This is a genomic window from Moorella mulderi DSM 14980, assembly GCF_001594015.1.
Taxonomy (GTDB): Bacteria; Bacillota; DSM-521; order Neomoorellales; family Neomoorellaceae; genus Neomoorella; species Neomoorella mulderi.
Window position 1 is genome coordinate 45,370 of record NZ_LTBC01000013.1, and the last position, 25,035, is coordinate 70,404.

Annotated in this window: 25 protein-coding genes; 2 read left to right on the forward strand and 23 right to left on the reverse strand. The window is 52.4% G+C overall.

Going from position 1 to position 25,035, the window contains the following annotated elements:
- Positions 1-2: 2 nt before the first annotated feature.
- From MOMUL_RS12315 to MOMUL_RS12350, 8 genes are all read right to left on the reverse strand, one after another.
- Entirely contained in the window at positions 3-779 is a 777-nt protein-coding gene (locus MOMUL_RS12315) for a DUF169 domain-containing protein (RefSeq protein WP_062285286.1), read from the reverse strand.
- 20 nt (positions 780-799) lie between these two features.
- Complete coding sequence (locus MOMUL_RS12320; protein WP_062285287.1) at positions 800-2,194, reverse strand: oxaloacetate decarboxylase subunit alpha; 1,395 nt, start codon at positions 2,192-2,194, stop codon at positions 800-802.
- Between the two features lie 76 nt (positions 2,195-2,270).
- The gene (gene pyk / locus MOMUL_RS12325; protein WP_062285288.1) at positions 2,271-4,019 is read right to left on the reverse strand and encodes a pyruvate kinase; all 1,749 of its coding nucleotides are present in this window, start codon (positions 4,017-4,019) and stop codon (positions 2,271-2,273) included.
- A 20-nt stretch (positions 4,020-4,039) separates the two neighbouring features.
- Positions 4,040-4,999 (reverse strand): 6-phosphofructokinase, encoded by a 960-nt coding sequence (gene pfkA / locus MOMUL_RS12330; RefSeq protein ID WP_062285289.1) that lies wholly within the window; start codon positions 4,997-4,999, stop codon positions 4,040-4,042.
- Between the two features lie 60 nt (positions 5,000-5,059).
- Entirely contained in the window at positions 5,060-5,260 is a 201-nt protein-coding gene (locus MOMUL_RS12335) for a putative signal transducing protein (RefSeq protein ID WP_054935309.1), read from the reverse strand.
- 5 nt (positions 5,261-5,265) lie between these two features.
- Positions 5,266-5,499, reverse strand: coding sequence for a trp RNA-binding attenuation protein MtrB (gene mtrB, locus MOMUL_RS12340; protein ID WP_054935308.1), 234 nt, complete (start codon positions 5,497-5,499; stop codon positions 5,266-5,268).
- A 19-nt stretch (positions 5,500-5,518) separates the two neighbouring features.
- Positions 5,519-6,001: a pantetheine-phosphate adenylyltransferase gene (coaD, locus tag MOMUL_RS12345; RefSeq protein WP_054935307.1), complete on the reverse strand. Its 483-nt coding sequence runs from the start codon at positions 5,999-6,001 to the stop codon at positions 5,519-5,521.
- An 81-nt stretch (positions 6,002-6,082) separates the two neighbouring features.
- Complete coding sequence (locus MOMUL_RS12350; RefSeq protein WP_062285290.1) at positions 6,083-9,622, reverse strand: DNA polymerase III subunit alpha; 3,540 nt, start codon at positions 9,620-9,622, stop codon at positions 6,083-6,085.
- Positions 9,623-9,727: 105 nt separating this feature from the next.
- Between MOMUL_RS12350 and MOMUL_RS12355 the strand changes: the two genes are divergently transcribed.
- Entirely contained in the window at positions 9,728-10,057 is a 330-nt protein-coding gene (locus tag MOMUL_RS12355; RefSeq protein WP_062285291.1) for a YtrH family sporulation protein, read from the forward strand.
- On the forward strand, positions 10,057-10,572 hold the full coding sequence (locus MOMUL_RS12360) for a sporulation membrane protein YtrI (RefSeq protein ID WP_062285292.1): 516 nt from the start codon (positions 10,057-10,059) through the stop codon (positions 10,570-10,572). Before MOMUL_RS12355 ends, MOMUL_RS12360 begins: the two co-directional genes overlap by 1 nt.
- Here MOMUL_RS12360 and MOMUL_RS15875 read toward each other — a convergent pair.
- The 15 genes from MOMUL_RS15875 to MOMUL_RS12425 all read right to left on the reverse strand — a co-directional run.
- A complete protein-coding gene (locus MOMUL_RS15875) occupies positions 10,497-10,736 on the reverse strand; it encodes an alpha/beta-type small acid-soluble spore protein (RefSeq protein ID WP_084785636.1) in 240 nt (79 codons plus the stop codon). The two genes, MOMUL_RS12360 and MOMUL_RS15875, sit on opposite strands and share 76 nt — an antisense overlap.
- 37 nt (positions 10,737-10,773) lie before the next feature.
- Positions 10,774-11,931: a YkvI family membrane protein gene (locus MOMUL_RS12365; RefSeq protein WP_062285293.1), complete on the reverse strand. Its 1,158-nt coding sequence runs from the start codon at positions 11,929-11,931 to the stop codon at positions 10,774-10,776.
- 234 nt (positions 11,932-12,165) lie between these two features.
- Positions 12,166-12,900, reverse strand: a complete 735-nt coding sequence (locus MOMUL_RS12370) for a GntR family transcriptional regulator (protein WP_062285294.1) — start codon at positions 12,898-12,900, stop codon at positions 12,166-12,168.
- Positions 12,901-13,047: 147 nt separating this feature from the next.
- Positions 13,048-14,268: an NAD(P)-dependent malic enzyme gene (locus MOMUL_RS12375; protein ID WP_062285305.1), complete on the reverse strand. Its 1,221-nt coding sequence runs from the start codon at positions 14,266-14,268 to the stop codon at positions 13,048-13,050.
- Between the two features lie 37 nt (positions 14,269-14,305).
- Positions 14,306-14,860, reverse strand: coding sequence for a Fe-S-containing hydro-lyase (locus MOMUL_RS12380; protein WP_169802205.1), 555 nt, complete (start codon positions 14,858-14,860; stop codon positions 14,306-14,308).
- 12 nt (positions 14,861-14,872) lie between these two features.
- Positions 14,873-15,715 carry a fumarate hydratase gene (locus MOMUL_RS12385; protein WP_062285296.1) on the reverse strand — a complete coding sequence of 281 codons (843 nt, stop codon included), beginning with the start codon at positions 15,713-15,715 and terminating at the stop codon, positions 14,873-14,875.
- A gap of 81 nt (positions 15,716-15,796) precedes the next feature.
- Positions 15,797-17,200, reverse strand: a complete 1,404-nt coding sequence (gene purB / locus MOMUL_RS12390) for an adenylosuccinate lyase (protein WP_062285297.1) — start codon at positions 17,198-17,200, stop codon at positions 15,797-15,799.
- 142 nt (positions 17,201-17,342) lie between these two features.
- Entirely contained in the window at positions 17,343-17,837 is a 495-nt protein-coding gene (locus MOMUL_RS12395) for a LeuD/DmdB family oxidoreductase small subunit (RefSeq protein ID WP_062285298.1), read from the reverse strand.
- Between the two features lie 2 nt (positions 17,838-17,839).
- Positions 17,840-19,114 carry a 3-isopropylmalate dehydratase large subunit gene (locus tag MOMUL_RS12400; protein WP_236713106.1) on the reverse strand — a complete coding sequence of 425 codons (1,275 nt, stop codon included), beginning with the start codon at positions 19,112-19,114 and terminating at the stop codon, positions 17,840-17,842.
- Positions 19,115-19,154: 40 nt separating this feature from the next.
- The gene (locus MOMUL_RS17085) at positions 19,155-19,847 is read right to left on the reverse strand and encodes a tripartite tricarboxylate transporter permease (RefSeq protein ID WP_201786522.1); all 693 of its coding nucleotides are present in this window, start codon (positions 19,845-19,847) and stop codon (positions 19,155-19,157) included.
- Positions 19,819-20,667: a tripartite tricarboxylate transporter permease gene (locus MOMUL_RS17090; protein ID WP_201786521.1), complete on the reverse strand. Its 849-nt coding sequence runs from the start codon at positions 20,665-20,667 to the stop codon at positions 19,819-19,821. The genes MOMUL_RS17085 and MOMUL_RS17090 overlap by 29 nt, the downstream gene beginning before the upstream one ends.
- Position 20,668: 1 nt before the next feature.
- Positions 20,669-21,157 carry a tripartite tricarboxylate transporter TctB family protein gene (locus MOMUL_RS12410; protein WP_062285300.1) on the reverse strand — a complete coding sequence of 163 codons (489 nt, stop codon included), beginning with the start codon at positions 21,155-21,157 and terminating at the stop codon, positions 20,669-20,671.
- Between the two features lie 118 nt (positions 21,158-21,275).
- Positions 21,276-22,268: a tripartite tricarboxylate transporter substrate binding protein gene (locus MOMUL_RS12415; RefSeq protein ID WP_161485016.1), complete on the reverse strand. Its 993-nt coding sequence runs from the start codon at positions 22,266-22,268 to the stop codon at positions 21,276-21,278.
- 189 nt (positions 22,269-22,457) lie between these two features.
- The gene (locus MOMUL_RS12420; RefSeq protein WP_084785637.1) at positions 22,458-23,906 is read right to left on the reverse strand and encodes an SLC13 family permease; all 1,449 of its coding nucleotides are present in this window, start codon (positions 23,904-23,906) and stop codon (positions 22,458-22,460) included.
- A 537-nt stretch (positions 23,907-24,443) separates the two neighbouring features.
- Positions 24,444-25,035, reverse strand: a 592-nt coding sequence (locus MOMUL_RS12425) for a transposase (protein ID WP_153018398.1), incomplete at its 5' end; no start/stop codon positions are given.

Genomic DNA, 25,035 nt, shown 5'->3' on the forward strand with positions numbered 1-25,035 from the left:
ACTTATTTGTCTTCCAGGTCTTCCGGTTGCATGGTATAGGCCGGCACCATTGTTGGCGTGTAGTTGTTAAAGGGCGCCACCGGGTAGAGCTGGCCGTGACCCATGAGCAGGCTCTCCATATTTTCGACTATGGTTTCCAGCAAACTGTAAGGCGCTGCGAAAACCAGCTCATCCTTCTGGGTCCCCCCGAAGGTACGGTCGCCGGCGCAGGGAAAGCCAATGATGGGCTTTTGTTCTTTCAGGGCAAAGCCAATGGAAGAACAGAGGGCCGCTTCGGCTACCGTATCAGCCTTGACCGGTTCCCCTGTTTCATGGAGGCAGCAGTGGACCAGGCGCATAACTTGCGCCGGGTTGGCGTAAATGACCACCACATCGGGGTCTTCTTTGGTAAAGCCTTCTACAGGGGCTACAAAAATACCGTCATAAACTTTACCGGCATCCCCCACCTTGTAGGTATTGGCCATAAAGCGCCGGCCGGCTTCGACATCGGCTACATAGCGGCCCAGGGGGGCTTTACCGCTGGTGAAGCGCTCCGGGGTCTTGATGAGGCCGGTGCAGGCGGCGCCAATGGCGCAGACCATGAGGTCCGGGGTACCGGCACTGGCCCGGCCCTGGTAGCGGGCCGCTGATACCTGCTGGCAGATGTTGATTTTCCAGTTGTACGGCCGCCGGGGCAGGTCCTTCCTGTCTTTATAAAGCTTTACCCCTACAATGCCCGTATCCAGGCGCAGGACTTCAGTTAACCTTCTGGCCATGGTGGTTTTGTCTAAATCTGCCATGGTTTCTCCTCCTTTAAATTTTATGCCGGGTAATATGCTTCCCTGGCCGCAGCTACCAGTTCGTAATCCACCCGGGTACGGGCGGCCAGGCGCTCGGCCAGGAATTGTTTAGCTACTGCCGGGAAAAGGGCGTAGGAGAGGACGTCTTCTTCCTTCTCCATGTAGGGCGCTACTTCCTGCCGGGCTGCCGGCAACTGGGGTTCCAGCAGGTCGGCGGGGCGGCAGGTAATGGGTTCTTCGTCACCAATGATTTTACGGCGGATCTCTTCATTGACCGGCACCGGTGGCTGGCCATAGAGGCCGCGCAGGTAATCCTTGACTTCCCTGGTGACCATCTTGTAGCGCTCCCCGGCCAGGACATTCAATACTGCCTGGGCGCCAACCATCTGGCTGGAGGGGGTGACCAGGGGCGGGTAGCCGAGGTCGGCCCTGACCCGCGGCACTTCGGCCAGCACTTCCGGCAGGCGGTCCAGGGCGTTCTGCTGGGCCAGCTGGGACATAAAGTTGGAAAGCATCCCGCCCGGGATCTGGTAACGCAGCACATTGGCGTCAACGGTACCGTCGCCCACGTCAAATTCCCGGTACTTCTTGCGAACCTGGCGGAAATAGACGGCTATTTCGGCCAGTTTATCCAGGTCGAGGCCGGTATCCCAGGGAGTCCCGGCCAGGGCGGCCACCATGGTCTCGGTTGCCGGCTGGGAAGTGCCCAGGGCCAGGGGGGACATGGCCGTATCCAGGACATCGGCGCCGGCTTCAACGGCCTTCAGGTAAGTCATGGCGGCCATGCCGCTGGTATAGTGGCAGTGAAGCTGGAGGGGCAGGTTTACTTCAGCCTTAATTTTTTGCACCAGCCGGTAGGCATCTGCCGGGGTGAGGAGGCCGGCCATATCCTTGATACATAAAGAATCGGCACCCAGGTCGGCCAGGTTCCGGGCCAGGCGTAAATAATAGGCATCGTCATAAACAGGCCCCAGGGTGTAGCAGATAGTGGCCTGGACATGACCGCCCTCTTCCTTCGCCACCTTCATGGCCAGGGCCATATTGCGGATATCATTCAGGGCATCGAAGATGCGTAAGATATCGATGCCGTTTTTTATGCTCATTTTTACAAACTCGGTAACAACGTCGTCGGCATAATGGCGATAACCAAGGAGGTTCTGCCCCCGGAGAAGCATCTGTAACTTAGTACGGGGCATGGCCTGGCGTAAAGCCTGCAGGCGTTCCCACGGGTCTTCGTTTAAGAAACGCATGCAGGCATCAAAGGTAGCACCACCCCATACCTCCAGGGAATAAAACCCGATAGCATCCATCTGGGCCGCTATGGGGATCATGTCCTCAGTTTTGAGCCGGGTGGCCAGCAACGACTGGTGGCCGTCTCGCAGGGTTGTATCGGTTATACTTACTTTTTGCGGCATAATTCAATCCTCCGCGTAAATCTTCCATACAAAATTCTTCCTGGCGCGGGCATCCCTCCGCTAACCCGGAAAACACCTATAACACCCGCGTCTGGCCGCGGTAGACCAGGCCCCGGACAACGTCGACAGTCACAATCATACCGTCAGCCAGCTTTTGGGTTGCGCCTTCAGCCCCCACTACTACGGGGATTCCCAGGCTGAAGCCATTGACGGCCGCGTGGGAACTCAAGCCCCCGGCCTCGGTAATAATGGCCGCTGCCCTTTCCATGGCCGGTAAAAAATCGGGCCCGGTTTCTACCGTAACCAGGATATCGCCCTTTTGGACCCTGGCTATGGCCTCGGCTGCCGTCTTCACCAGGCGCACCGGGCCACTGGTCACCTCCCTGCCGATACCCCGGCCCCGCACCAGCACCTCGCCAACGATATGTACCTTGAGGAGGTTGGTCGTGCCGGGCACCCCGGCGGGTACACCGGCGGTGATGACTACCAGATCGCCCTGTTTGACCCGGCCCGAGAGAATGGCTGCCGCTACGGCCGCGTTGACCATTTCATCGGTACCGCTGGTGGGCTCGACTAGCAGGGGTTCGACACCCCAGACCAGGCAGAGCTGGTTCAGCACCCTTTCATTGGGACTGGTGGCCAGGATAGGGGCCTGGGGCCGGTATTTGGCCACCCGCCGGGCCGTGGACCCGGAAGCTGTTGGAGTAATGATAGCCGCCGCACCCAGCTCATAAGCGATGGTACAGCTGGCATGGCTAATGGCATCTGTGGCCGTCCTTTCGGCGGCCAGGCCCTTTTTCAGCAACAGGTCGCCGTAGGGCAACCCCCTTTCCGCCCGCCGGGCAATGCGGGCCATGGTGGCCACTGCCTCTACCGGGTAACGGCCCATGGCCGTTTCCCCGGAAAGCATGATGGCATCAGTACCGTCAAAAATAGCATTGGCCACATCGCTGGCCTCGGCCCTGGTCGGCCGCGGGTTATGGATCATGGACTCCAGCATCTGGGTCGCTGTGATGACCGGCTTGCCAGCCCGGTTACAGGCCTCGATAATTTTCTTCTGGACCAGGGGTACTTCTTCCACCGGGATTTCTACCCCCAGGTCACCCCGGGCCACCATGATCCCGTCGGCCACCTGGAGTATTTCCTCCAGGTTGTTGACGCCAGCCTGGTTTTCGATCTTGGCAATAATCGCCACCCTGGCGCCGCGTTTCTCCAGCTCTTTGCGCGCCGCCAGGACATCAGCAGCCGTGCGGACAAAGGAAAGGGCGATAAAATCTATCCCCTGCTCAAGGCCAAATTCCAGGTCTTTAATGTCCTGTTCCGTCAGGGCCGGCAGGCTAATCTCGGCTCCGGGAATGTTGACACCTTTATGGCTGGAAATAACATCGCCGTGGCGGACCCGGCAGCGAATCTCAGTGCTGGTTGTATCCAGGACTTCCAGCTCAATTAAACCATCGTCTAATAAAATCGTCTGGCCGGGCCGGACATCGCCGGGCAGGCCGGCAAAGCTTACCGGCAGGCGGCAGGCATCGCCGGTAATCGGTTCCGTAGTCAGGATGACTTCGTCCCCATCCTTTAGGGTTACCTCTCCCCGGATCTCCCCCAGGCGGATTTCCGGGCCTTTATTGTCCAGCATCAGGGCCACCCTGACACCCAGTTCCGCCGCTGCCTGGCGGACGGCAGCCATCCGCGCCCCGTGTTCGGCATGGCTACCGTGGGAAAAATTGAAACGGGCTACATTCATGCCCGCCCGGATCATCTCTTTGATAATGTCAACCCGGGAACTCGCCGGGCCCAGGGTGCAGACAATTTTGGTGTGGCGCATAGTTGCCCCCCCTGCCAGTCTTACAGGGCCAGCACTTCGGCCAGGCGGTATAAATCCGGGTCGATGGTCTTTTTTTCCTGGAGGATTGTTTCCAGGTCCCGGTCTACCAGTTCATTGGCCGCTATGCCTACCATACGGCTGCTGGCACCAGAAGCTAGAAGCTTTACCGCGTGAGCGCCCAGGCGGCTGGCCAGCAGGCAGTCAAAGGCCGTCGGCGCTCCCCCCCGCTGGATATGGCCGAGTATTGTTACCCGGCTTTCCAGTTTGGTGCGCTTGCCGATTTCCCGGCTCACTTCCAGGGCGCTGCCCACACCCTCAGCTACCACAATAATGCTGTGGAGCTTGCCCCGGTGGCGGCCCCGCTCAATGCGTTCCACCACCTGGTCATAATCGACGGGGTATTCCGGTATCAGGATGGACTCGGCGCCGCCGGCAATGCCGGCCGCCAGGGCAATCTGGCCCGAATGGCGCCCCATAACTTCAATGATGAAAATCCGTTCGTGGGAAGTTGCCGTATCCCGGATGCGGTTGATGGCTTCAACAGCCGTATTGACGGCCGTATCAAAGCCAATGGTATAATCGGTACCGGCAATGTCGTTGTCAATGGTACCGGGGATGCCAACCGTCGGCATTCCTTTTTTCGCCAGGTGAACGGCGCCGTGGAAGGAACCGTCGCCGCCGATGACGACCAGGCCTTCAATGCCTTCCCGCCTCAGGTTGTCCAGGGCTATGGCCCGGCCGGCTTCCGTGCGAAATTCCTCTGACCGGGCCGTTAATAAAATAGTACCGCCCCGGTGGATAATGTCGGCCACCGCACCGGTATTGAGGCGGCGAAAATCACCCTGGATTAATCCTGCGTATCCCCGGGCAATGCCGATTACCTCCATGTTCAGGGCGGCAGCCTGGCGGACTACCGCCCTGATGGCCGCATTCATTCCCGGGGCATCACCCCCGCTCGTCAGTACTCCTATCGTCCGCAAGAAGTTCCCTCCTCAAAAATTATATGGTTTTGGCTGGGGTATGTCTCCCCGCCGCTTTCTTCATCGTACCAGGGCCGTATTTAATATTTCATTGGCTTCTTCAGCTTCCGATTCGGGGACCAGGAGTTCGTACCCCGCCAGGTCCTCCATCTGGCAGGAGCCAATGGGCCGCAAGTTTACCATGATACCCTCCTGGGTCAAAACCTCTTTCAGGCGCAAGGCCTGTTTACGGTTGGCCGCGATGTAGATCACAGTCCACATGCCGCTCACTCCCCCGCTTCTAAACTCCCGTATTTGGTGAGAACCAGAGCCCGGCCGCGGATTTTCATAGCAGAGGTATGCTCGGTAAACTGGGCAATCATGATTTCTCCTTTATCTAGTTTTTCGGAGTGATGGAACTTGGTATCCTTGCCACGCGTCAAGCCAATGATGGTTACCCCGTTCTCCAGGGCTTTAATGGCAATAAAATCGGCACCTGTCACACTGTCCCTGCCCTCCATTTATAACCTACACCTCCTCCTACAAAAATCCGTAGCGTTGTAATAAGGCTCGTTCTACTTCCGGCGGCACCAGGCCGCGGATGCACCCTCCCAGGGAGGCTGCCTGGCGAATAATGCTTGAACTTATGAAGGAGTACTCGGTAGCTGTCATTAAAAATACCGTCTCCAGGTCGCCGGCCAGTTTTTTATTCATGATGGACATCTGGAACTCATATTCAAAGTCGGAAACAGCCCTTAGACCCCTGACGATGGCCACGGCGCCTTCCTGGTGGGCAAAATCAACCAGGAGCCCGGAGAAGGCCTTGACCGTGACCATGGGCCAATCTCTGGTAACAGCTTTTACTAACTTTACCCTTTCCTCCAGGGAAAACAGGGTTTCTTTATAATTATCAGCAGCAACTCCTACAATCACCCGGTCAAAGATCCCGATGGCCCGCCGGATGATATCCAGGTGCCCGTTGGTGATAGGATCAAAGGTACCTGGATATACAGCCACCCTCAATGGCTATCACCCCCTTGCCTCCTTAATTTAAGCTAATTCCACTCCTCTATTGATATTCCTGCTAAGGAGACTTTAAATTATCTATTTTTCCGGTACTAATTTAACTTTATCTTGCCCACCTAAAAGGCGGGCCAAACTTGCCAGCAGGGCCGGCACCGGTTCAACCCATAGCCGGCGGTGAAGAACAAGGGTCCGCCCCTCGCTGCTCAAGTGCAGGTACACCGGGCAGTCACCGGGAAAAGCGGTCAAAATATCCTGCAGGGCTGCCCTCTGCTCTTTCCCCGTCAACTTCAGGTACAGGCGCCGGCCAGACCTGCGCTCCCCCTCCTTCCAGGTGCCGGCAAGGGCAGGCGGCGCTGCCCCTGTCTCCTGGCCGGATGCCCCCTCCCGGCCCACTGCTCCGCCCGGCGATGTCACGGCCGGAAGACCGCCGGCCGGTGCTCCTGCCTCGCCGGGACCTGCCTTTACCGGCTTTACCTGGTCGGCCAGGACGTGGACCCCTTCCTCCTGTTTATCGGTGTGGCCATAAATAATAACCACCTGGTCGGGGGCAAGCCAGGCACGGCCCTGGCTGTAAATACGGGGGAAAAGGACGACTTCCACCTGGCCGCTGAAATCCTCCAGGGTAAGGACGGCCATGGGCTCACCCTTACGGGTGACCAGGCGGCGCAAACCGCTTACCAGGCCGCCAAGGATAACCTGGCTGCCGTCGGGTATTTCGGAGAGATCAGCCAGGGCATGGGTAACGACCTGCTGCAAGGCTTCTGTATAGGGCTCCAGGGGATGACCGCTTAAGTAGAAGCCCAGGAGTTCCTTTTCCATGGCCAGGATGTCGGCCCGGGAAAAATCGGCCAGATCCGGCAGGGGCGGCTCGTTAACTTCTTCCGGTACCATATCCATTAAAGATATCTGGCCGCTGCGGCGGTCCTCCTGGCGCTGGGCTGCCAGCTCAAAACATTCATCCAGGATGGCCAGGAGCTGCCGCCGGTTGGGGTGCAGGGAGTTAAAGGCGCCGCAGCGGATGAGACTCTCCACCACCCTTTTGTTGGCCAGCCGGGCATCAACCCGGCGGCAGAAGTCCAGGAGGGAAGTAAAGGGGCCCCCGGCCTCCCGGGCGGCAATGATGGCTTCCACGGCGGCACGGCCGACGTTTTTAACCGCCGCCAGGCCGAAGCGGATGTGCCCGCCGGCGATGGTGAAATCCACACCAGATTCGTTGACATCAGGAGGCAGGACCCTGATCCCCAGGCGTTGACATTCGGCGAGATAAGGCCCCATTTTGTCCAGGTGTTCGGCCACACTGGACAGCAGGGCTCCCATCAGCTCCGCCGGGTAATGGGCCTTGAGATAGGCCGTCTGGTAGGCTACCAGGGCATAGGCCGCCGAGTGGCTGGCATTGAAACCGTACCCGGCAAAGTATTCCATGAGTTCAAAGATTTTAATGGCAATATCTTCCGGCAGGCCTTTTTTGACGGCCCCGGCTAGAAAACGCTCCCGCTGGGCCGCCAGGACCTCCGGCTTCTTTTTGCCCATGGCCCGGCGTAAGAGGTCAGCCTGGCCCAGGGTAAAGCCGGCCAGCTCGCTGGCAATGCGCATGACCTGCTCCTGGTAAAGGATGACGCCGTAGGTATCCTTGAGGATGGGCTCCAGGGAGGGGTGGAGGTAAGTAATGGGCGTTACGCCGTGCTTGCGCTCTATAAAGTCCTCTACCATGCCGCTACCTAACGGGCCGGGCCGGTACAGGGCCACCAGGGCGATAATGTCCTCAAATCGTTCCGGTTTTAATTCCTTTAAAATGGCCCGCATGCCGCTGCTTTCCAGCTGGAAGATGCCGCTGGTTTCTCCGCTGGCCAGGAGCCGGTAGGTAGCCTGGTCATCCAGGGGCAGGTTTTCCAAATCCAGGTCGCGGCCGTAGTTCAAGCGGATAGCCCGGCAGGCCTGGTCGATCACCGTTAAGGTGCGGAGGCCCAGGAGGTCCATTTTTAAGAGGCCCAGTTCTTCCACCACCTGCATGGGAAACTGGGTCGTCACGGCCTCACCGGTTTTTTGCAGGGGCAGGTAGTAAGTTAAGGGTTCCTGGGTAATCACAATCCCGGCCGCATGGGTAGAGGCATGGCGGGGCATGCCCTCCAGGGCCCGGGCCGTATCCAGGAGTTCCCGCACCGCCGCGCTGCCTTCATAGCTTTCCTTTAACTCCGGCGTTGTGGCCAGGGCCCGGTCCAGGGTAATGCCCAGCTCCAGGGGGACCATCCTGGCAATCCGGTCGACTTCGCTCAAGGGCATCCCCAGGACCCGGCCCACATCCCTGACAGCACCCCGGGCAGCCATGGTGCCAAAGGTAATAATCTGGGCCACGTGCTCCCTACCGTATTTTTCCAGGACATACCGGATAACCTCGTCCCGGCGCTCAAAGCAAAAGTCAATATCTATATCGGGCATACTGACCCGCTCCGGGTTGAGAAAGCGCTCAAAGAGGAGGTTATAGCGCAAAGGGTCTATGGCGGTGATCCCCAGGCAGTAGGCCACAAGGCTACCGGCAGCCGAGCCCCTTCCCGGACCCACCGGGATGCCCCGCCGGCGGGCAAAATTGACCATGTCCCAGACAATGAGGAAATATCCCGGGTAGCCCATTTGTTCAATAATGCCCAGCTCATAGTCGAGGCGCTGCCGTGCCGTGCCGTCATCCCGGGGGTAACGCCTGCTGAAACCCTCATAGCAGAGGCGGCGCAGGTAACTGGCAGTATCCTCCCCCGCCGGTACCCGGTAGGCCGGCAGGTGCAGTTGACCAAAGGTGAAGTCGAAGTTACAGCGTTCGGCAATGGCCAGGGTATTTGTTAAAGCAGACGGCACTTCGGCAAAAAGGGCCGCCATTTCTCCAGGGCTTTTTAAATAAAACTGGGCGTTGGGAAAGCGGAGGCGGTTGGGATCGTTAAGGGTTTTACCAGTCTGGATACAGAGGAGGATATCATGGACGCGGGCCTGGTCCTGGGAGACGTAATGGACATCGTTGGTGGCCACCAGGGGTAAACTTAACCTCTGCCCCAGTTCAATGAGGCGGCGGTTTATTTTGCGCTGTTCGGCCAGGCCCTGGTCCTGGAGTTCCAGGTAGAAATTCTCCCGGCCAAAGACCTCCCTGAGCCAGGCAGCCGCTTCATATGCCTTTTCCTCCTGGTCCTTTAAAAGCCGGTCCGGCACCTCGCCGGCCAGGCAGGCGCTTAAAGCAATGAGGCCCTGGCTGTGGCGGCTCAAAAGTTCACGGTCCACCCGCGGTTTATAATAAAAGCCCTCCAGGTAGGCGGCCGAAACCAGGGCCGCCAGGTTCCGGTAACCGGTAGCGTCGGCAGCCAGGAGGACCAGGTGGTACTGGTAATCATCCCGGTGGGGCTCCCGGTCGTGCCGGGACCTGGGGGCCACATAAACCTCGCAGCCAATAATGGGCTTGATCCCTTCTTGCCGGGCTGCTTTATAGAAATCCACAGCCCCATACATGACACCGTGGTCCGTCAGGGCCAGGGCGGGCATACCCATCTCCCTGGCGGCCCGGACCAGGTCATTAATGCGGCCGGCCCCGTCCAGGAGGCTGTATTCACTGTGGACATGGAGGTGGACGAAGGAATTCATGGGGAGTAATTTCTACATCCAGGGCCAGATTCCTCTTGCTTTTGTCTGGCATAGGCCATCCTTGGCAGCCGTATATATAATGGAGGAGATATTTCCGGAGGAATAATGCCGGTGGATGGTTTTTTTCCCAAGCTGCTGCTCATCTTTTTTACCGCCCTGGGAGTCGTCCTGGGGGCCGCAGTAGTCGGCTCCCTGGCGGCCGTCCTTGTCGGACAGCCGCCTTTAAGGACCATGACCCGCCTGGCCCTGGAAATAAAGATCTGGGCCATTGCCGCCGCCATGGGCGGTACCTTCAGCGCCATCGAAATTCTGGGCCAGGGTCTCCTGGAAGGCCAGTTCCGCGTCCTGGCCAGACAGCTATTATTTATCATTGTAGCCTTTTTCGGCGCCCAGGTGGGTTACTGGCTCATTCAAAACCTGGCCGGAGGTAAGTAATGCGCTACCTGGCCATTTTTATCCTGGGTTTTCTCCTGGGCGCCAGCCTGACCAACCTCCTCCTGGCCCGCCAGCAGGAGCAACTCCACCTGGCCCGGGCGGAACTGGAACAGCGCCTGGCGGCAGCCAGTGAAGAACTGGCCCAATTAAAAGAAAACCTGGACCGGGAAAGCCGCCAGGTGATTGTGGCCATCGAACCGGTGATCACTTTTAGCGGCGACAGGCCACCGGCAGTGGAAGGCCGGGCCGTTACCCAATCCCTTACCCGGGAAATCCAGGACATCCTGTCTCCCCTGAAGGGCCAGGAAGTGCGCCGTTTAAACCCGGCCCTCGTCCCCGCTATGATTGACGGCCGTACCGTTAAGGTGAACGGCCGCCAGTTTAAACTTAAAGTTACCCTGCTCCTGATCAGCGATAAGGTAATTGTCCACGTCCAGGCTCAGAGCCTGCCAGCTTCTTCTTCGTCCTCAGCCGTATCCCTGATGGCCGGTTGCCCCGCCACAGTAGCCATATAGCCGGAGCCAATCTTCATCTTCGCCAGCAACCCGCCAATTTTTCCGCTTTCCGCCGAACTCAAAGCCCCCCAGCCCTCCTTTTCTATTTTGCCCAGCAGGCCCAATTCGGCGGCCACTTCCAGTTTTAAAGCCAGGACTTCCGGATCTTCCTTCTTTTTACTCACCAGGCATCACCTGCATCCGGCCGGATCACCTTCCCTATTACTGCTCCTGCCCGTCCCTTCTACTCCCATCTATAGCTTCTCCCTCGACAGGCTTGCGAGCCGGGGCAGGGGCCAGGCGCTTTACAGGCCCTAGCCGTAAAGCCGGCAGGGCTTCCCTTAAAGCGTAATAGGCCAGCGCCCCCAGCAGCAAGAGGCCAGCATAACCCACCAGGGGGAAAAGGGTGGCCACCAGGCGGGAAAACCCGAATTGCGAGGCTACCAGGGCCACGGTGCTGGCCCCGATTGCCAGCCAACGAAAGCTATTCCTTCCTCCCGGCCGCACCATACGGGCGGTGAAGCCATAGAGGCTGCTGACGGCGGTAGTATAAATCTCTGCCAGCAAGACGACGCTGTAAAAGGTACGTAAGAGAGGGGTGAAACTGCCGGCTATATGCAGCATGGGTACCTCCAGGGCCGTTACTGCCGGGGCGGTAGTTATCAGCGCCAGGGTAATGGCCATGGCCCCCATCCCCAGGCCCAGGCCGCCCAGGGCAGCCCCTGGCAGGAGATGCTCCGGCCGGCCCAGGGCTCCCAGGGGGGCCAGCACGGCGATGGCCAGGACCAGGTTATAGGAGGCATACAACAGGGCCGCCAGGGGCCAGAAGGGTACGGCCGCCCGGGTCATGTCACTCCAGGAAAGGTTAGCTATGAAGGCAGGTAGATTTCTAGTTACCGTTACCAAGCTTATCCCCATGACAGATGTTATTAAGACCGGGGCTACCAGGCTAATGGAGCCAATTACCTTGTTGAGGCCTGCCAGCACAGTAATCAAGGTGATAATCACCAGCAGGCTGCTGCCCAAAAAACCGGGTAGGCGGAATTCCTGGCTGAAAATGGCCCCGGCACCGGCAGCCATGACGGCCAGGGCGCCAAAAAGGAAGAAGGTCGTAATAATATCTACCGCCCGGCCTATCCAGGGGCCGCCAGCACGGTGCATTACTGCCAGGTGGGATTCGGCTGCCAGTTGATGTCCCAGGCGCAGGACGGTGTAGCCAAAAAAGATAAACAGGGCCGTGGCCAGGATGAGGCCGAAGATACCCCACAGGCCAAAGTAGCCAAAAAACTGCAGCACCTCCTGGCCGGAGGCAAAACCGGCCCCTACAACGGTGCCGATATAGGCAGCGGCGATCTGCCAGGTCGCATACTGTTTAGCCATAGTAATTTTATTTTGCCTTAAACAGGCCGCTAATAAACTGGCAAAAGGATAACTTCCACGAAATTATGGTCCTCGTTTCACAAATACGACTATGGTTATTATATTCCCATCAAAAAACACGTGTCGTTGACCAAATATTTAATTTAATTACCGTCTTATTAGTCACTATCAAGAACCATGTATTGGTTTAAATAAACCATATAAATAGCTTGCTAAAGAAAAGAACTCCCTTTATCAATTGTTAACTATATCAACATAGTGACGGCATCTGTCGCCACGTACTATCCAGGTACATATTGCTACCACTTCTCCCGTTTCCGCATAAGTAATTCGTTCCATCAATAAGGCCGGGGCCCCTTTTTTTACCCCTAATAAAGAAGATTCAAATTCATCAACTAATGTAGGCTCAATATATTTTTTAGCACCTTTAACTTTAATCTGGCAGCGACTGGTTAATATATCATAAAACACAGGGGTTCTAGATACTTCTTCCAAGGTTAAATTATGGCATATACTATAAGGTAAATATGTTTTTTCTACAAAAAGAGGCTCCTCGTTAACCAGTCGCAGGCGAATAATTCGCATTACTTCTTCCCCATCAGCGAAGGCAAATAGTTTAGCCAGACGTCTGGGAGCAGTAATCCTTTCGACACTTATGGTCTTAACAGACGGCACATATCCCTTGACCCGCATCTGCTCACTGAAGTTATAAAATCCTAACAGATCTTCTTCTACTTTAGGAGAAGAGACAAAAGTACCCTTCCCTTGTTTACGTTCAAGCAAACCCTCACGTTCTAAATCAGCTAAGGCTTGCCTTACGGTAGCTCGGCTAACCTCATACTTTTCACATAGCTCCCGCTCCGGTGGTAAACAATCTCCTGCTTGCCAGACTCCCCCTTCGATTTCCTGGCGGATTAGTTCTTTTAGCTGGTAGTAAAGTGGGATAACGCTTTGCTTATCAAGGCTCATTAACTTACGCTCCTTACAAAGCAATCTGTCGTTCTATTATAAGGTTATTATATCATTTATCAGTTAAATTGTCGAGAAAAAGAAAAACCCTACTTAAAAGTAGGTCTTAATAGGTTTTGATCCATATTACTTTTTAAAACTTTATATTCACTCTATTAATTCCCTAGTATGCTGGGCTACATCTTCTGGAGATAAATGTTTTCGAGCCACACCTGATTCAACAGCAGCCCGGGCTACGGCAGCAGCTATTGCTGGTGCTACCCGGCAATCAAAAACGTCAGGAATAATGTAGTCAGGATTTAATTCTGTTTCGCTGATCAAGGAGGCAATGGCTTGCGCTGCAGCTATTTTCATTCTTTCATTTATTTCCCTAGCGCGAACATCCAAGGCACCGCGGAAGATACCAGGAAAAGCTAGGACGTTATTAATTTGGTTGGGGAAATCAGAACGTCCAGTACCTATAACTTTGGCGCCGCCAGCCCTGGCTTCTTCCGGATATATTTCCGGTACCGGGTTGGCCATGGCAAAGACAATAGCATCTTGAGCCATGGTCCTTACCATTTCCCGCGTTACCGTCCAGGGGACTGATACGCCGATAAAAGCGTCAGCACCACGCAAAGCTTCAGTTAAGGTAGTTGCCCGGCCTGAATTAGTCCGGTGAGCTATTTCTTCTTTATAAGGGTTCATTCCTTTTTCTCTCCCGGCATAAATGGCGCCCACACTGTCACAGAGAACCAGGTCACCAACTCCCATATCAAGGAATAACTTGCTAATAGCTATCCCAGCAGCCCCGGCTCCGTTAATGACAACTTTAATGTCCTTCATTTCTTTGCCAACTACCCGCAGAGCGTTAAGAAGGGCAGCTGCCACTACCACTGCTGTACCGTGCTGGTCATCGTGAAAAACAGGTATATCAAGCTCCGCTTTTAGTCTTTCTTCAATAGCAAAACAGCGCGGGGCAGCGATATCCTCCAGATTAATGCCTCCAAAGGTTGGGGCAAGCATTTTTACTGTATGGACAATTGTGTCTATATCTTTAGTGGCCAGGCAGAGGGGAAAAGCATCCACTCCGGCAAAAGTTTTAAAGAGAATTGCCTTGCCCTCCATAACAGGCATAGCGGCTTCAGGACCAATATCACCTAAGCCTAAGACGGCTGAACCATCGGTAACTACAGCTACCAGGTTGCCTTTAGTCGTGTATTCATAAACCAGGTCAGGAGCACGATATATTTCTTTACAAGGTTCGGCCACGCCTGGTGTATAGGCCAAACTTAATTCTTCTCGGCTGGTAACAGCAACCTTACTTTGGACGGTTATTTTCCCCGGTTTTTTTCTGTGTAGCTCCAAGGCTTCTTCTCTGAGGTTCAACATACTAAGCCTCCATTTATCATTTTTAATTTTTTACTTAAAGTTGTCGATATTGTGACCTCCCAATTGTATATAAATTGTTTCCTTGACAATCAATACCTACAATCACTGGAAAGTCTTCTACCACTAGGCAATAGATAGCTTCCGGTCCAAGATCTTCATAGGCAACTACGGTAGCCTTCTTAATCCTTTGCGCCAGAAGGGCGCCCGCTCCACCTATAGCTAGAAAATAGACCGTGCCGATGTCTCTCATAGCTTTAATAACTTCCGGACTGCGCCCCCCCTTTCCAATCATGCCCCGCAAATACTTTTCCCGGATTAAAGTTGGCGTGTAAGCGTCCATCCTCCCGCTGGTAGTTGGACCTGCAGCGCCGATTACCTGGCCAGGTTTGGCCGGACATGGCCCTACGTAATAAATAATCTGATCCCTTAAATCAACCGGCAACTCTTGCCCGGCTTTTAGAGCATCGAACATTCTTTTATGGGCCGCATCCCTACCAGTATAGATAATGCCGTTTATCAGCACCTGATCGCCAGCCTTTAAACTACGCGCAGTTGCTTCATCTATTGGCGTTGTAATCTTAATCATTATCCCTCTTGCCTCCTACAACACTGCTTCAGCATGACGGACAGCATGGCATTGGAAATTGACAGCAACCGGAAGACAGGCTATATGAGTTGGGTATACTTCGATATGAACATCAAGGGCCGTTATTCTACCACCCAAAGCCTGGGGACCGATACCTGTTTTATTAATCATCGTTAATAATTCTTCTTCTAGTTGGGCTATATGCGGCAGGGGGTGACGTTGTAACAAGGGGCGTAATAAAGCCTTCTTAGCAAGCAGAGCAACTTCTTCCAGGTCCCCCCCAATTCCCACACCAACTAATGTGGGCGGGCAAGTATTGCCACCGGCTTCTTCCACCATTTGTAATACATAGCGTTTAATACCCTCGACTCCCTCAGATGGTTTAAGCATTTTAACACCAGATACATTTTCACTGCCAGCACCTTTAGGAGCAACTGTAATTTTCAAAAAATCGCCATTGACTATGTGGGTATGAATAATTGCCGGCGTATTATCACCGGTATTTTTACGGATAAGGGGGTCATTTAGGACCGATTTACGTAAATAGCCCTTCGTATATCCCCGGCGTACACCTTCGTTAATAGCATCATATAAATTGCCTCCTGTGAGCCGTACATCTTGACCTAATTCAACAAATATTACCGCGATACCTGTATCCTGGCAGATCGCACTGGAAGTAGTGGCCGCCAGCCGGGCATTTTCTTTTAGCTGGCTTAAAATGTCCCGCCCTATCGTTGACTCTTCCCTGGCTATTGCCTGATCAATTGCTTGCCACCAGTCTTCTCCTAATAATGTACAAGACTCAATACATAATCTTTCCACTACTGGAATTACATCCTGAACGTTAATCTCTTTCAAAAACTATCCCCCCTCGCAGCCCCAGATAATTTAACCTGGCCCGGGTGGCCTAATTCACCCGGGCCAAGTTTATTTTACTACTTATAGAGTAATCCCGAAAGGCTTAACTGCCTCAGCATCAGTCGGGCGTAAACTATTAATATAATTAATCATCTTTTCTGCCTGAACCGCCGCTGTGCCATAATATGTTTCTGGGTTGGTCAATTCATCAATTTCTTCAGCAGTAAGGTATTTACGGGCTTCTTCGTTCTCAAGAAGAACCTCTTTTAAAGAACGCCGCTCAACAAAGGCTTTCATCGACACATCATGTACCAGGGTATGGGCGGTAACTTTACGGCCAGTCTTCTTGTACAGGGCCAGCATCACCAATTCGGCCATAGCAATACCATTGGTAATATAAAGGTTTTTACGCATGTTATCCTCGTGTACCACTAGCCCCTTTAAGTTCTTCAAGGCGGTCGCTAAGGCTGCCGAGGCAATTAAACAGCTTTCGGGAATGCAGGCAAACTCCGGCGCCATTCTGGTAGCATCACGTTCATGTTGCATATTAATTTCCATAACAGCCAGGGCATTGCCACGGGCAATTTTAGCCAGACCCTCCTGCCATTCGCTCGGTTCAGGGTTACGCTTATTTGGCATGGTACTGCTGGAATACTGGTTGGCGGAATCAAAAGGCTCTTCCAATTCTTGTACTTCAGTCCGCTGAAGGTTACGAATCTCAATTCCCATTTGGGCCAGGGTTGTCATCATGACGGCTATATTATTGGTAAATTCCATGTAACGGTCCGGACGCTGGTGGATATCCATTACAGGAACACCTAAGTTAAGTTCTCTGGAAACAATCTCTTGTATTTTTTCGGCCTTCTCATCCCCTACCAGGTATTTAAAGGTATTGCGGGAACCACAGGCAGCAGAAATATTGGCCAGGAAAAGCCTGGGGGCCATTTCCTTAAAGCGCTGGATATGATCGCGCATAGCGTAGGCCCAAATAGCACACTTAAAGCCAAAAGTTATTGGCACAGCATGCTGCCCGTGGGTACGGCCCATCATTACGGTATGTTTATACTTATTGGCCATTTCACATAAAACTGCTTCTACTTCCCGCATCTGCCTCATTAAAATAGTATAAGCTTCCCGAATCTGGAGTACCAATCCGGTATCTAAAATATCCTGGGTAGTAGGACCAACGTGGTAATGTTCACCTGCCGGGCCGCACATTTTGGCAAAGGCTTTAATGAAGGAAACGATTAAGTGGGCAGCTCCAGCTTTAACGTCGGCAATCATTTGTGGGGTTAAATATTTAACACTACTTTTGCGAATAATTTCTTCGCCAGCTTCTTTCGGGATGATCCCCATTTCCATTTTAGCCTTGGTAATGGCCACTTCCATATCCAGCCATTTCTGCACCATATTTTCTTCAGTCCAAACCTGGCGCATTTCTTCTGTACCATAAGCATTTTTCAAGAGTACATAAGAATCCTTCATTCAGTTCTCCTCCTTATATATCCTTATAGTAAAATATGTTTAAAAATAGAATGATGTTCTAATAACATCACCTCCTATCATTAGGTTGTTAGTACCTTTTATATATGTACTTCTACATTAATTGCCTAATTCCTCCTTCCCTCTAAAATTTTTTATTTTTCTCTTCTAGAAAAGGTAATAACCCACCTGAGCTTAATATCTCTATCATAAAACCCGGCAAAGGCATAGTTTGTAAAATGATACCTCGCTCTATTATTTTTACCTCCCCTCTAACCAGGTTGACCTGGAGCAAATCTCCTTCTTTTATATCTCCTGTTTCACAATTTAAGACTGGTAACCCAATCGTAATGGCATTACGATAAAATATCCGGCCAAATGATTGGGCAATAACTGCTCTATATCCGGCATATTGCAACAGCAAAGGTGCTACTTCTCGTGATGAACCGCAACCAAAATTACGTCCTGCCACTAAAATATCGCCTTGATGAACTTTACGGTAATGTCCCGGATCAATATCCTCAAAAAGGTGCGACACGAGTTCTTCTAGGTCGAATGACTGAAACTTGTATTTACCGGGAAGGATATAATCGGTATTAATGTTATCTCCCAGGCGATGGACCCTACCTGTAAATAGCAAGCTTACCCCTCCTCCGGTAGGAAATTGCGCGGGTCAGCTATTTTACCTGTAATAGCCGAAGCGGCAACTGTAGCTGGTGAAGACAGATAAATAGAAGCGTTTTTATTACCCATCCGCCCTTTAAAGTTGCGGTTGGCTGTAGAAATAACGACCTCGCCGTCGGCTGGCACTCCCATATGAGTACCAACACACGGCCCACATCCGGGGGGTAAGACAATAGCCCCGGCAGCCACAAAAACATCGATTAAATTCTCCCGCAGGGCTGCCTGGTAAATTTTCCTGGAGGCAGGTTGAATAATGAGTCTTACCCCTCTCGCTACCCGGCGGCCTTTTATTATCCGGGCGGCAACCTGTAAATCCTTTAAACGCCCGTTGGTGCAGGTACCGATATAGGCCTGCTGGATTTTAATTTCCCTTAGTCCAGTTGCCGGCTTTACCTGATCCGGGCTGTGGGGGCAGGCAACTAATGGTTCCAGGTTTTCTGCCCGGACTTCGACTTTTTTACAGTAAATAGCGTCCGCATCAGGGTTTACCCCGCCATTGGCGTTTAATCCCAGGTCTGCATACCATTTTCTCACCTGTTCATCAATAGCAAAAATCCCTGTTTTGGCACCCATTTCTACCGCCATATTTGTCAGGGTAGCGCGTTCTTCAACACTCAGGTTGGTTATGCCGTCACCTGCGTATTCCAAAGCCATATAATTGGCCCCTTCTGTGCCTAATTGCCGCAAGAGGTCAAGGGCAATATCTTTACTATAGACCCCCTTTGGTAGCCCTCCCGTGATTACTACTTTTATGCTTTCAGGCACTTTAAACCATAATCTACCCTGCGTAAGAACAGCCGCCATTTCCGTAGAACCGATACCGGTACTAAAGGCATTGAGGACTCCATAAGTACAGGTGTGGGAGTCAGTTCCAACGACGACCATCCCCGGTCGGATGTAACCGCTTTCCAACATCAACTGGTGGCAAATCCCTTCGCCAACGTCGTGTAAATTCACCTGCCACTGCTGGGCCAGGTTACGTATCTGCCGGTGTAAATTAGCTGCGACTTCGTTGGAACAGGGGGCGCTATGATCGAGGATAAAAGCCAGTTTGTTGCTCATTGCCGTTTCTTTACAACCGATTTTCTCTAAAGCCTTCATTACAAAGGCCAGGTTACTGTCGTGGCACATGGCATAGTCTATCTCAACATCTATAAAGTCTCCGGCCCTGACCTCTTTCCCGGCCTTCGAGCTAAACACCTTTTCGACGATTGTTTGACCCACCGCCGTCATCCTTTCATTTCATTGGTACCTGACCAAAAAGCGGCGAAATTTATTCTTGTTGTACGAAGCCGGTAACCTCTTTTCTAAAAGCATATTTGATAATCACAGGGGCAACGATAGCTATTACGGCAATACTCAAGATGACGGCTGTAATCGGCCGCTGCCATAAACCCAAAATACTCCCCCCGGTTATTAACAGCGATTGCCGCAGGTTGCTTTCCAGGATACGCCCTAAAACTAACCCCAGAATTAACGGTGCCGGCTCAAAATCGTACTTGCGCAGGATATAGCCTGCAAAGCCAAAGGCAAGCATGACCCAGACGTCAAAGATACTGTTGTTTTCACCGTAAGCTCCAATAACGCAAAGGAGGAGAATGGCCGGCATCAGGTATTTGGGTGACACCTTGGTAATGCTGGCGAAGACGCCAACCAGGGGTAAATTTAAAATGACCAGAAAGATATTGCCCAGATACATGCTACCAATGACACCCCAGAAAATTTCCGGGTGATTCTGAATCAAAAGGGGCCCGGGCGTAACGCCGTGGATCATCAAACCGCTTAATAAAATGGCCGTTGGTGGGGCAAAGGGCAGGCCTAAAGCCAGCAAAGGGACCAGGCCCCCGGCACAGGCAGCATTATTGGCTGCTTCGGGACCGGCCACACCCTCAATAGCTCCCTTGCCAAATTCTTCGCGGTGTTTAGAAAACCGCCGTTCAGCCGCATAGGATAGGAAAGCTGCCAGCGTAGCGGCGGGCCCCGGCGGCGGGCCCCGGCACCAGGCCCACCAGGAACCCCAGGATCCCGCCCCGGAACATGGGGGGCAAAGCCCGTCTTAATTCTTCTTTGGTGGGATAAAGTTCGCGAAAGCGGACATTCATAACTTCCTTATTTTGCTCCGGTTCATCCATGGAGGAAAGGATTTCAGCCACCCCGAAAAGTCCCATCACCACCGGGACAAAGCCAAAACCGCTCAATAAGTCAACTGTATTAAAGGTAAAGCGCTCTACCCCGGCTACCGGGTCCATGCCAACTGTGGAAAGCATGACGCCCAGGAGGGCCATAATTAATGATTTCAGGTACGATTTACCCGAAAGGTTGGAAAGAATGATAAGCCCTAACAAGGCGATGCTGAAATATTCGGCCGAACCGAAAGCAACGGCTACTTCGGCCAGGGGAGGGGCAAAAAGCTGGAGGGCCATAATACTGATGGTTCCAGCTACAAAGGAACCGATGGCGGCAGCAGCCAGGGCGGCCCCGGCCCGGCCTTTGCGGGCCATCTGGTAGCCATCCAGGGTCGTAACGACGCTGGCGGATTCCCCCGGCACGTTAACCAGAATAGAGGTGGTAGAGCCCCCGTACTGGGCGCCGTACCAGATGCCAGCCAGCATAATCATGCCTGCCGTTGGTCCCATAGTAAAAGTTAGGGGTAACAACAAAGCCATGGTTCCCGTCGGGCCTACACCGGGCAATACCCCTACCAGGGTCCCCACCAGGGCTCCAATTAAGCAAGCAAAGATGTTTACCGGCTGCAAGGTAGTCAATAACGCGGAAAGGGCATCCAAATTATATCCCTCCTATGGGTATTAGTTTTCCCTGGGGCAATGGTACTTGCAGCCAGACGATAAACAGGAAGTAAGTGAAGACCACCAGGCCGGTAGCGATAAGCAAGGGTTTGAGCCATGTACGTTCACCCATAACCTTTATTCCCGTGAAGATTAAGAGGAAAGTGCTCGGGATATAACCGGCCCATTCCAGGATTAAGATATATATAATTAGGATTAATACTATTAACAAGGGCATCATTTTGCTTTTCCGGTCTTTCCCTTCAGTAGTAGCCGTAGCTTCCTGCCAGGCTTGTTTGCTCTTTCGCGGTAAAGCACCCAGCATAAGCCTTATACTTAATAAGGTGAACAAAGCGCCTATAATACAAGGAAGGAAACCAGGCCCCGGGTTAGCCAGGGAATCCCAGGCATAATTAGTTGCATAAATAAAATATCCAATACCAAAGGCCACCAGGACAATGCTGCTGGCTAACTCTCCCCTTTTGTCCATGAACCCACCACCTGTAACTTTTGTGTTAAACTCCGGTAACGGTACCTGACGCTGGTACCGTTACCGGCAACTTTATGTTGTAAAGAAAGCCTAATCCTGATGTCGACTTGCCGGAGCGTTACTGGGTGTATTTCTTGGTCGTTTCGTCAACTGCCTTGACAAGCCTGGTAAATTCCTCGGAACCCATACTGCCATCCATCTGGTTGGTATCATTCAGGTACTTTTGGAATTCGGGCTCTTTAATGGCTTTCAGGAAAGCGTCGTTGAGCTTGGCGACAATTTCTTTCGGGGTCCCGGCCTTGGCATAAATGCCTCGCCACTGGGCCCAGGAGGTATCTACATTAAAACCAGACTCACTATAGGTGGGGACATCCGGCAGCGCAGGCACCCTCTTGTCGTTCATGACGCCCAGTACCCGCAATTTGCCGGCCTTGACATGTTCCATAACATTACCGGGGTTGGTATTGACGACATCGATATTGGTGCCGCCCAACAACGCCGCTATTGCTGCTGAACCGCCATCATAGGGTACCCAGGTATAGGTAATCCCAGCAGCCTGGGCCAGCATATCAAAGGCAACCTGGTGCCCCGAACCCTTGGGGCCAAACCCACCGGCCTTCAATTTGCCCGGATTTTTCTTGGCCCAGTCAACCATATCCTTTAAGGTTTTGAACTGGCTGTTGGCATTTACGGCCACAACATACGGGTCTATTTGGACACGGGTGATATAAACGTAATCATCAATTCCAAATTTGCCCTTTAAGGTATTGTTCCAATCCCCTACATGGCTGGGAGTAATGGTGCCAAGGGTGTAACCATCCGCCGGCGCCTCTTTAATAGCTACCTGCTGGTTGGAGGTGCCACCTCCCGTTTTTTGGACAACTACTATAGGTTGCCCCAGGTATTTCTCAGCATATTTCGCCAGTTGCCTGGCCATAATGTCCACCGGCGACCCGGCGGCAGACTGGCAGAGAATTTGGATAGTTTTGGTTGGATATTTCACTTCCTCAGATTTGGCGGTTTGTGACGTCTGTTTCTGCTCTTCCTTACCGGGGGCCTGGCTTTTGCTCCCGCAGCCTGCCAACACCAGGGCTAAAAATAAACCTAACAACAGAACCCAATAAAATTTTTTCCCCTTCACTAAATTTGCCCTCCTTTTCCTAGTTGGTATTTTCCGGCTAAATCATTTCTTCGCTTCCTCAGCCCTTGTGTTTCTCTCACCCCCTTTAGCCCCGGGATTTTATGGGTACCAAAATTAGAAAATAGCTCTCCCTTCATTTTAAAATTTGGTTGAAAGAACTCAGGGTTTAAGGCCGAGCAGGGGCCAGTAAAAACTGGCCATTACTAATGTTACGCCAACTAATAATAAGGTAGCCAGGCTGCCTGCTTTTAAAGTATCCCTGGTGGAGTAGAACCCTGTCCCATAGGTGGCCAGCAAAGTAGGTGACTGGGTAGGTAAAAACATGCACAATTCACAGCCAACTACGCCAATCATTCCCAGCCAAACCGGTTCTATACCCAGGTTGGCGGCCGTAGCCATGACCATGGGTAGAATTACTGTGCTGGCACCCAACACGCTGTTAAAGCCCAGCCTGATGACGATACAGATCCCCAGGACCATTAACCCCAACAAGGCCACGTTACCGGTCCTGAGATTACCAAACGCAACTGCCGCCAGCCAGTCCATCGCCCCCGTTTCTTTCAATCCCGAGGCCAGGGATAGACTGCCACCAAAAAGAATTACCGTTCCCCAGTCTACCTTCACCATGGCTTCTTTCCACGATTGCAGGTTAAAGCCGGGGAAGAAGGTCAAGGTTGCGGCCAGTAAAGAAACCAGAGCCGTCGGCAGGTGGTGAAGGAAATTGGTGACCCACAGGAGCAGCATTCCTATAAAAAGTAAAGCCACTTTTTTTTCGGCCATGGTCATGGGGCCCATTCTGGCGAGTTGTTCCTGGATATATTGGAGGCCTTTATTTAATTCTTTTATTTCCGGCGGGAAAACCCGCAAAAGCATCAGCCACACCAGCAAAACCGTGATTAGCGATCCCGGTACCATCATCGCCATCCAGGACAGGTAGTTCCAGGAATACCCTGCCACCCGTTGAAAAAGGCTGACCGCATAAATCATGGACAAGGAACCCGTCAGCAAGGAGCTTGAAAAGATAAGGGAAGTGAAAGGTACGATCAGGAACATAGCCCGGCCAATATTGCTTCCCGGCTTTAATTCCATGGCATTGGCTATACCGGTGCAAATGGGCACCATCAATGCCGCCCGGCCGGCAGAAGTAGGAATTAAAAAAGTAAAAACTATCATTGTTAGGGCAACCATTAAAAGATTGAGGTTTATGTTGCCCTTCGAGAGGCGCAATAAGAAAAAAGCCAGGCGGCGGTCGAAGCCGCTTTTAATCATAGCGGCAGATAAAATATAGATAGAAACCAACAGGGCTATTGAAGTATCGGCAAAGCCAGCCAGGGCTTTTTCGAAAGTGATAATTTTTGCTAATGAAAGGATGACAACGATCATCATTGCCGTTACTGCCGGATGGACAATCTCGGTTATCCATAGAGTTACCGCCAAAAGTAAGACTGCCAATGACCGCAGCCCGGCCAGGGTAAGGCCAGCAGGCAAGGGTAGATAGTTAATACCTGCCATGCAGATTATACCTAAAAGTAGAGTGGTCGCCATTTTCCAGTTGAAACTTTTATGTAATTCAACCTTTAAGGAGGTAACCACACCCGCTTCCCCCATCTGCTGATATTTAAAATGGCGCAGCTACGGTTCCGTTATTGATTTGTCTGCTTTACGTATTCGTATCAAGTCGTAGATAGTCTCAGTGGGATCTCCGCCGAACATTGTACAAAGGTCTAGGCTGAGGCTAATATAATGTCATCATAACATCTGACCCATTTCTCTATGTCTATTATTCTACAAATAGTCTTAAATTCCTCCTATCTCAATAATTTGCTTCTAGCTCGTTAAATCGCCTGCTCTCTTAGATTTTCATTTTTTATGATGAAGTCCAAGAGGGCAGACTAAACCTCCATCATCGTCCACAACAACAAGACGATGACTTAATATTTAAGTCTTGAGTAGTAACCTCACCACTTCTTGCCCTCGGCTACCCTATCATGTCTCCCGGGGTCTATGCCCTGTTTCATTCCTTCGTTCGGCCTTTTGAGGGCGGGTGGGTTGTGCCTGGTACTTGTATGCAGGGTCTATGCCCTTATGGAGGTGATTAAGGCTTCCCCCACCCAAGACTTTTTACCTTGTGTTTGGGGTTTATTTTTAAGCTGCTTGCTGTAATTGGGCGCGGCGATAATCGCCTAATACTTTGTCGGGGTCGTAGTTTTCTTTCTTCCTGGCCAGGCCGTACATTACCCGCAGTAATTTTACGGCTATGGCTACTAAGGCCTGTTTTTTCTTTAACGGGTTTTCCCGCCTGGTCAGGAAGTAGTGGTACAGAGCTTTAAATTCACGGTTTTTGGCTACCAGAGTTAGGCTGGCCTGGTATAACAGGTTCCTTAGTTCGGCTCGCCCGCGTTTGGATATCTTGCTTTGACCATCCTTTTTCCCGGAACTTTGTTCGCTTAAGTTCAGTCCGGCGAGTTTTTGGATTTGCTTCCAGTGCTCGTAATTTTGGGGTTCGCCTATTTCGCCTAAAAAGCCGGCTACTGTTACCAAGCCTATACCAGGGATGCTTAATAAATATCCTGCAATATCTATTCCTGCTAGGATGTCGGCCATGGTTGTTTCTGTTTGCTCGATCTGCTTCTGGTAAAAGGCTATTTCGTCCAGGCAGGCGTTTAACCTGTGTCGGGCTCCGGTTAATCCTTCGGTTACTCCTATGGACTCTTGAGCCGTCTTGTAGAGGGCCTGG

What these genes read in the sequence shown, in the direction of transcription:
- MOMUL_RS12365 (WP_062285293.1), bottom strand. Translation starts at nt 11,931, where the DNA reads ATGGCTAAACAGTATGCGACCTGGCAGATCGCCGCTGCCTATATCGGC.
- MOMUL_RS12410 (WP_062285300.1), bottom strand. Translation starts at nt 21,157, where the DNA reads ATGGACAAAAGGGGAGAGTTAGCCAGCAGCATTGTCCTGGTGGCCTTT.
- MOMUL_RS12420 (WP_084785637.1), bottom strand. Translation starts at nt 23,906, where the DNA reads ATGGGGGAAGCGGGTGTGGTTACCTCCTTAAAGGTTGAATTACATAAA.
- MOMUL_RS12315 (WP_062285286.1), bottom strand. Translation starts at nt 779, where the DNA reads ATGGCAGATTTAGACAAAACCACCATGGCCAGAAGGTTAACTGAAGTC.
- MOMUL_RS12320 (WP_062285287.1), bottom strand. Translation starts at nt 2,194, where the DNA reads ATGCCGCAAAAAGTAAGTATAACCGATACAACCCTGCGAGACGGCCAC.
- MOMUL_RS12355 (WP_062285291.1), top strand. Translation starts at nt 9,728, where the DNA reads ATGCCGGTGGATGGTTTTTTTCCCAAGCTGCTGCTCATCTTTTTTACC.
- mtrB (WP_054935308.1), bottom strand. Translation starts at nt 5,499, where the DNA reads ATGGAGGGCAGGGACAGTGTGACAGGTGCCGATTTTATTGCCATTAAA.
- MOMUL_RS12400 (WP_236713106.1), bottom strand. Translation starts at nt 19,114, where the DNA reads ATGACGGCGGTGGGTCAAACAATCGTCGAAAAGGTGTTTAGCTCGAAG.
- MOMUL_RS12350 (WP_062285290.1), bottom strand. Translation starts at nt 9,622, where the DNA reads ATGAATTCCTTCGTCCACCTCCATGTCCACAGTGAATACAGCCTCCTG.
- purB (WP_062285297.1), bottom strand. Translation starts at nt 17,200, where the DNA reads ATGAAGGATTCTTATGTACTCTTGAAAAATGCTTATGGTACAGAAGAA.
- MOMUL_RS12360 (WP_062285292.1), top strand. Translation starts at nt 10,057, where the DNA reads ATGCGCTACCTGGCCATTTTTATCCTGGGTTTTCTCCTGGGCGCCAGC.
- pyk (WP_062285288.1), bottom strand. Translation starts at nt 4,019, where the DNA reads ATGCGCCACACCAAAATTGTCTGCACCCTGGGCCCGGCGAGTTCCCGG.
- MOMUL_RS12370 (WP_062285294.1), bottom strand. Translation starts at nt 12,900, where the DNA reads ATGAGCCTTGATAAGCAAAGCGTTATCCCACTTTACTACCAGCTAAAA.
- MOMUL_RS12335 (WP_054935309.1), bottom strand. Translation starts at nt 5,260, where the DNA reads ATGTGGACTGTGATCTACATCGCGGCCAACCGTAAACAGGCCTTGCGC.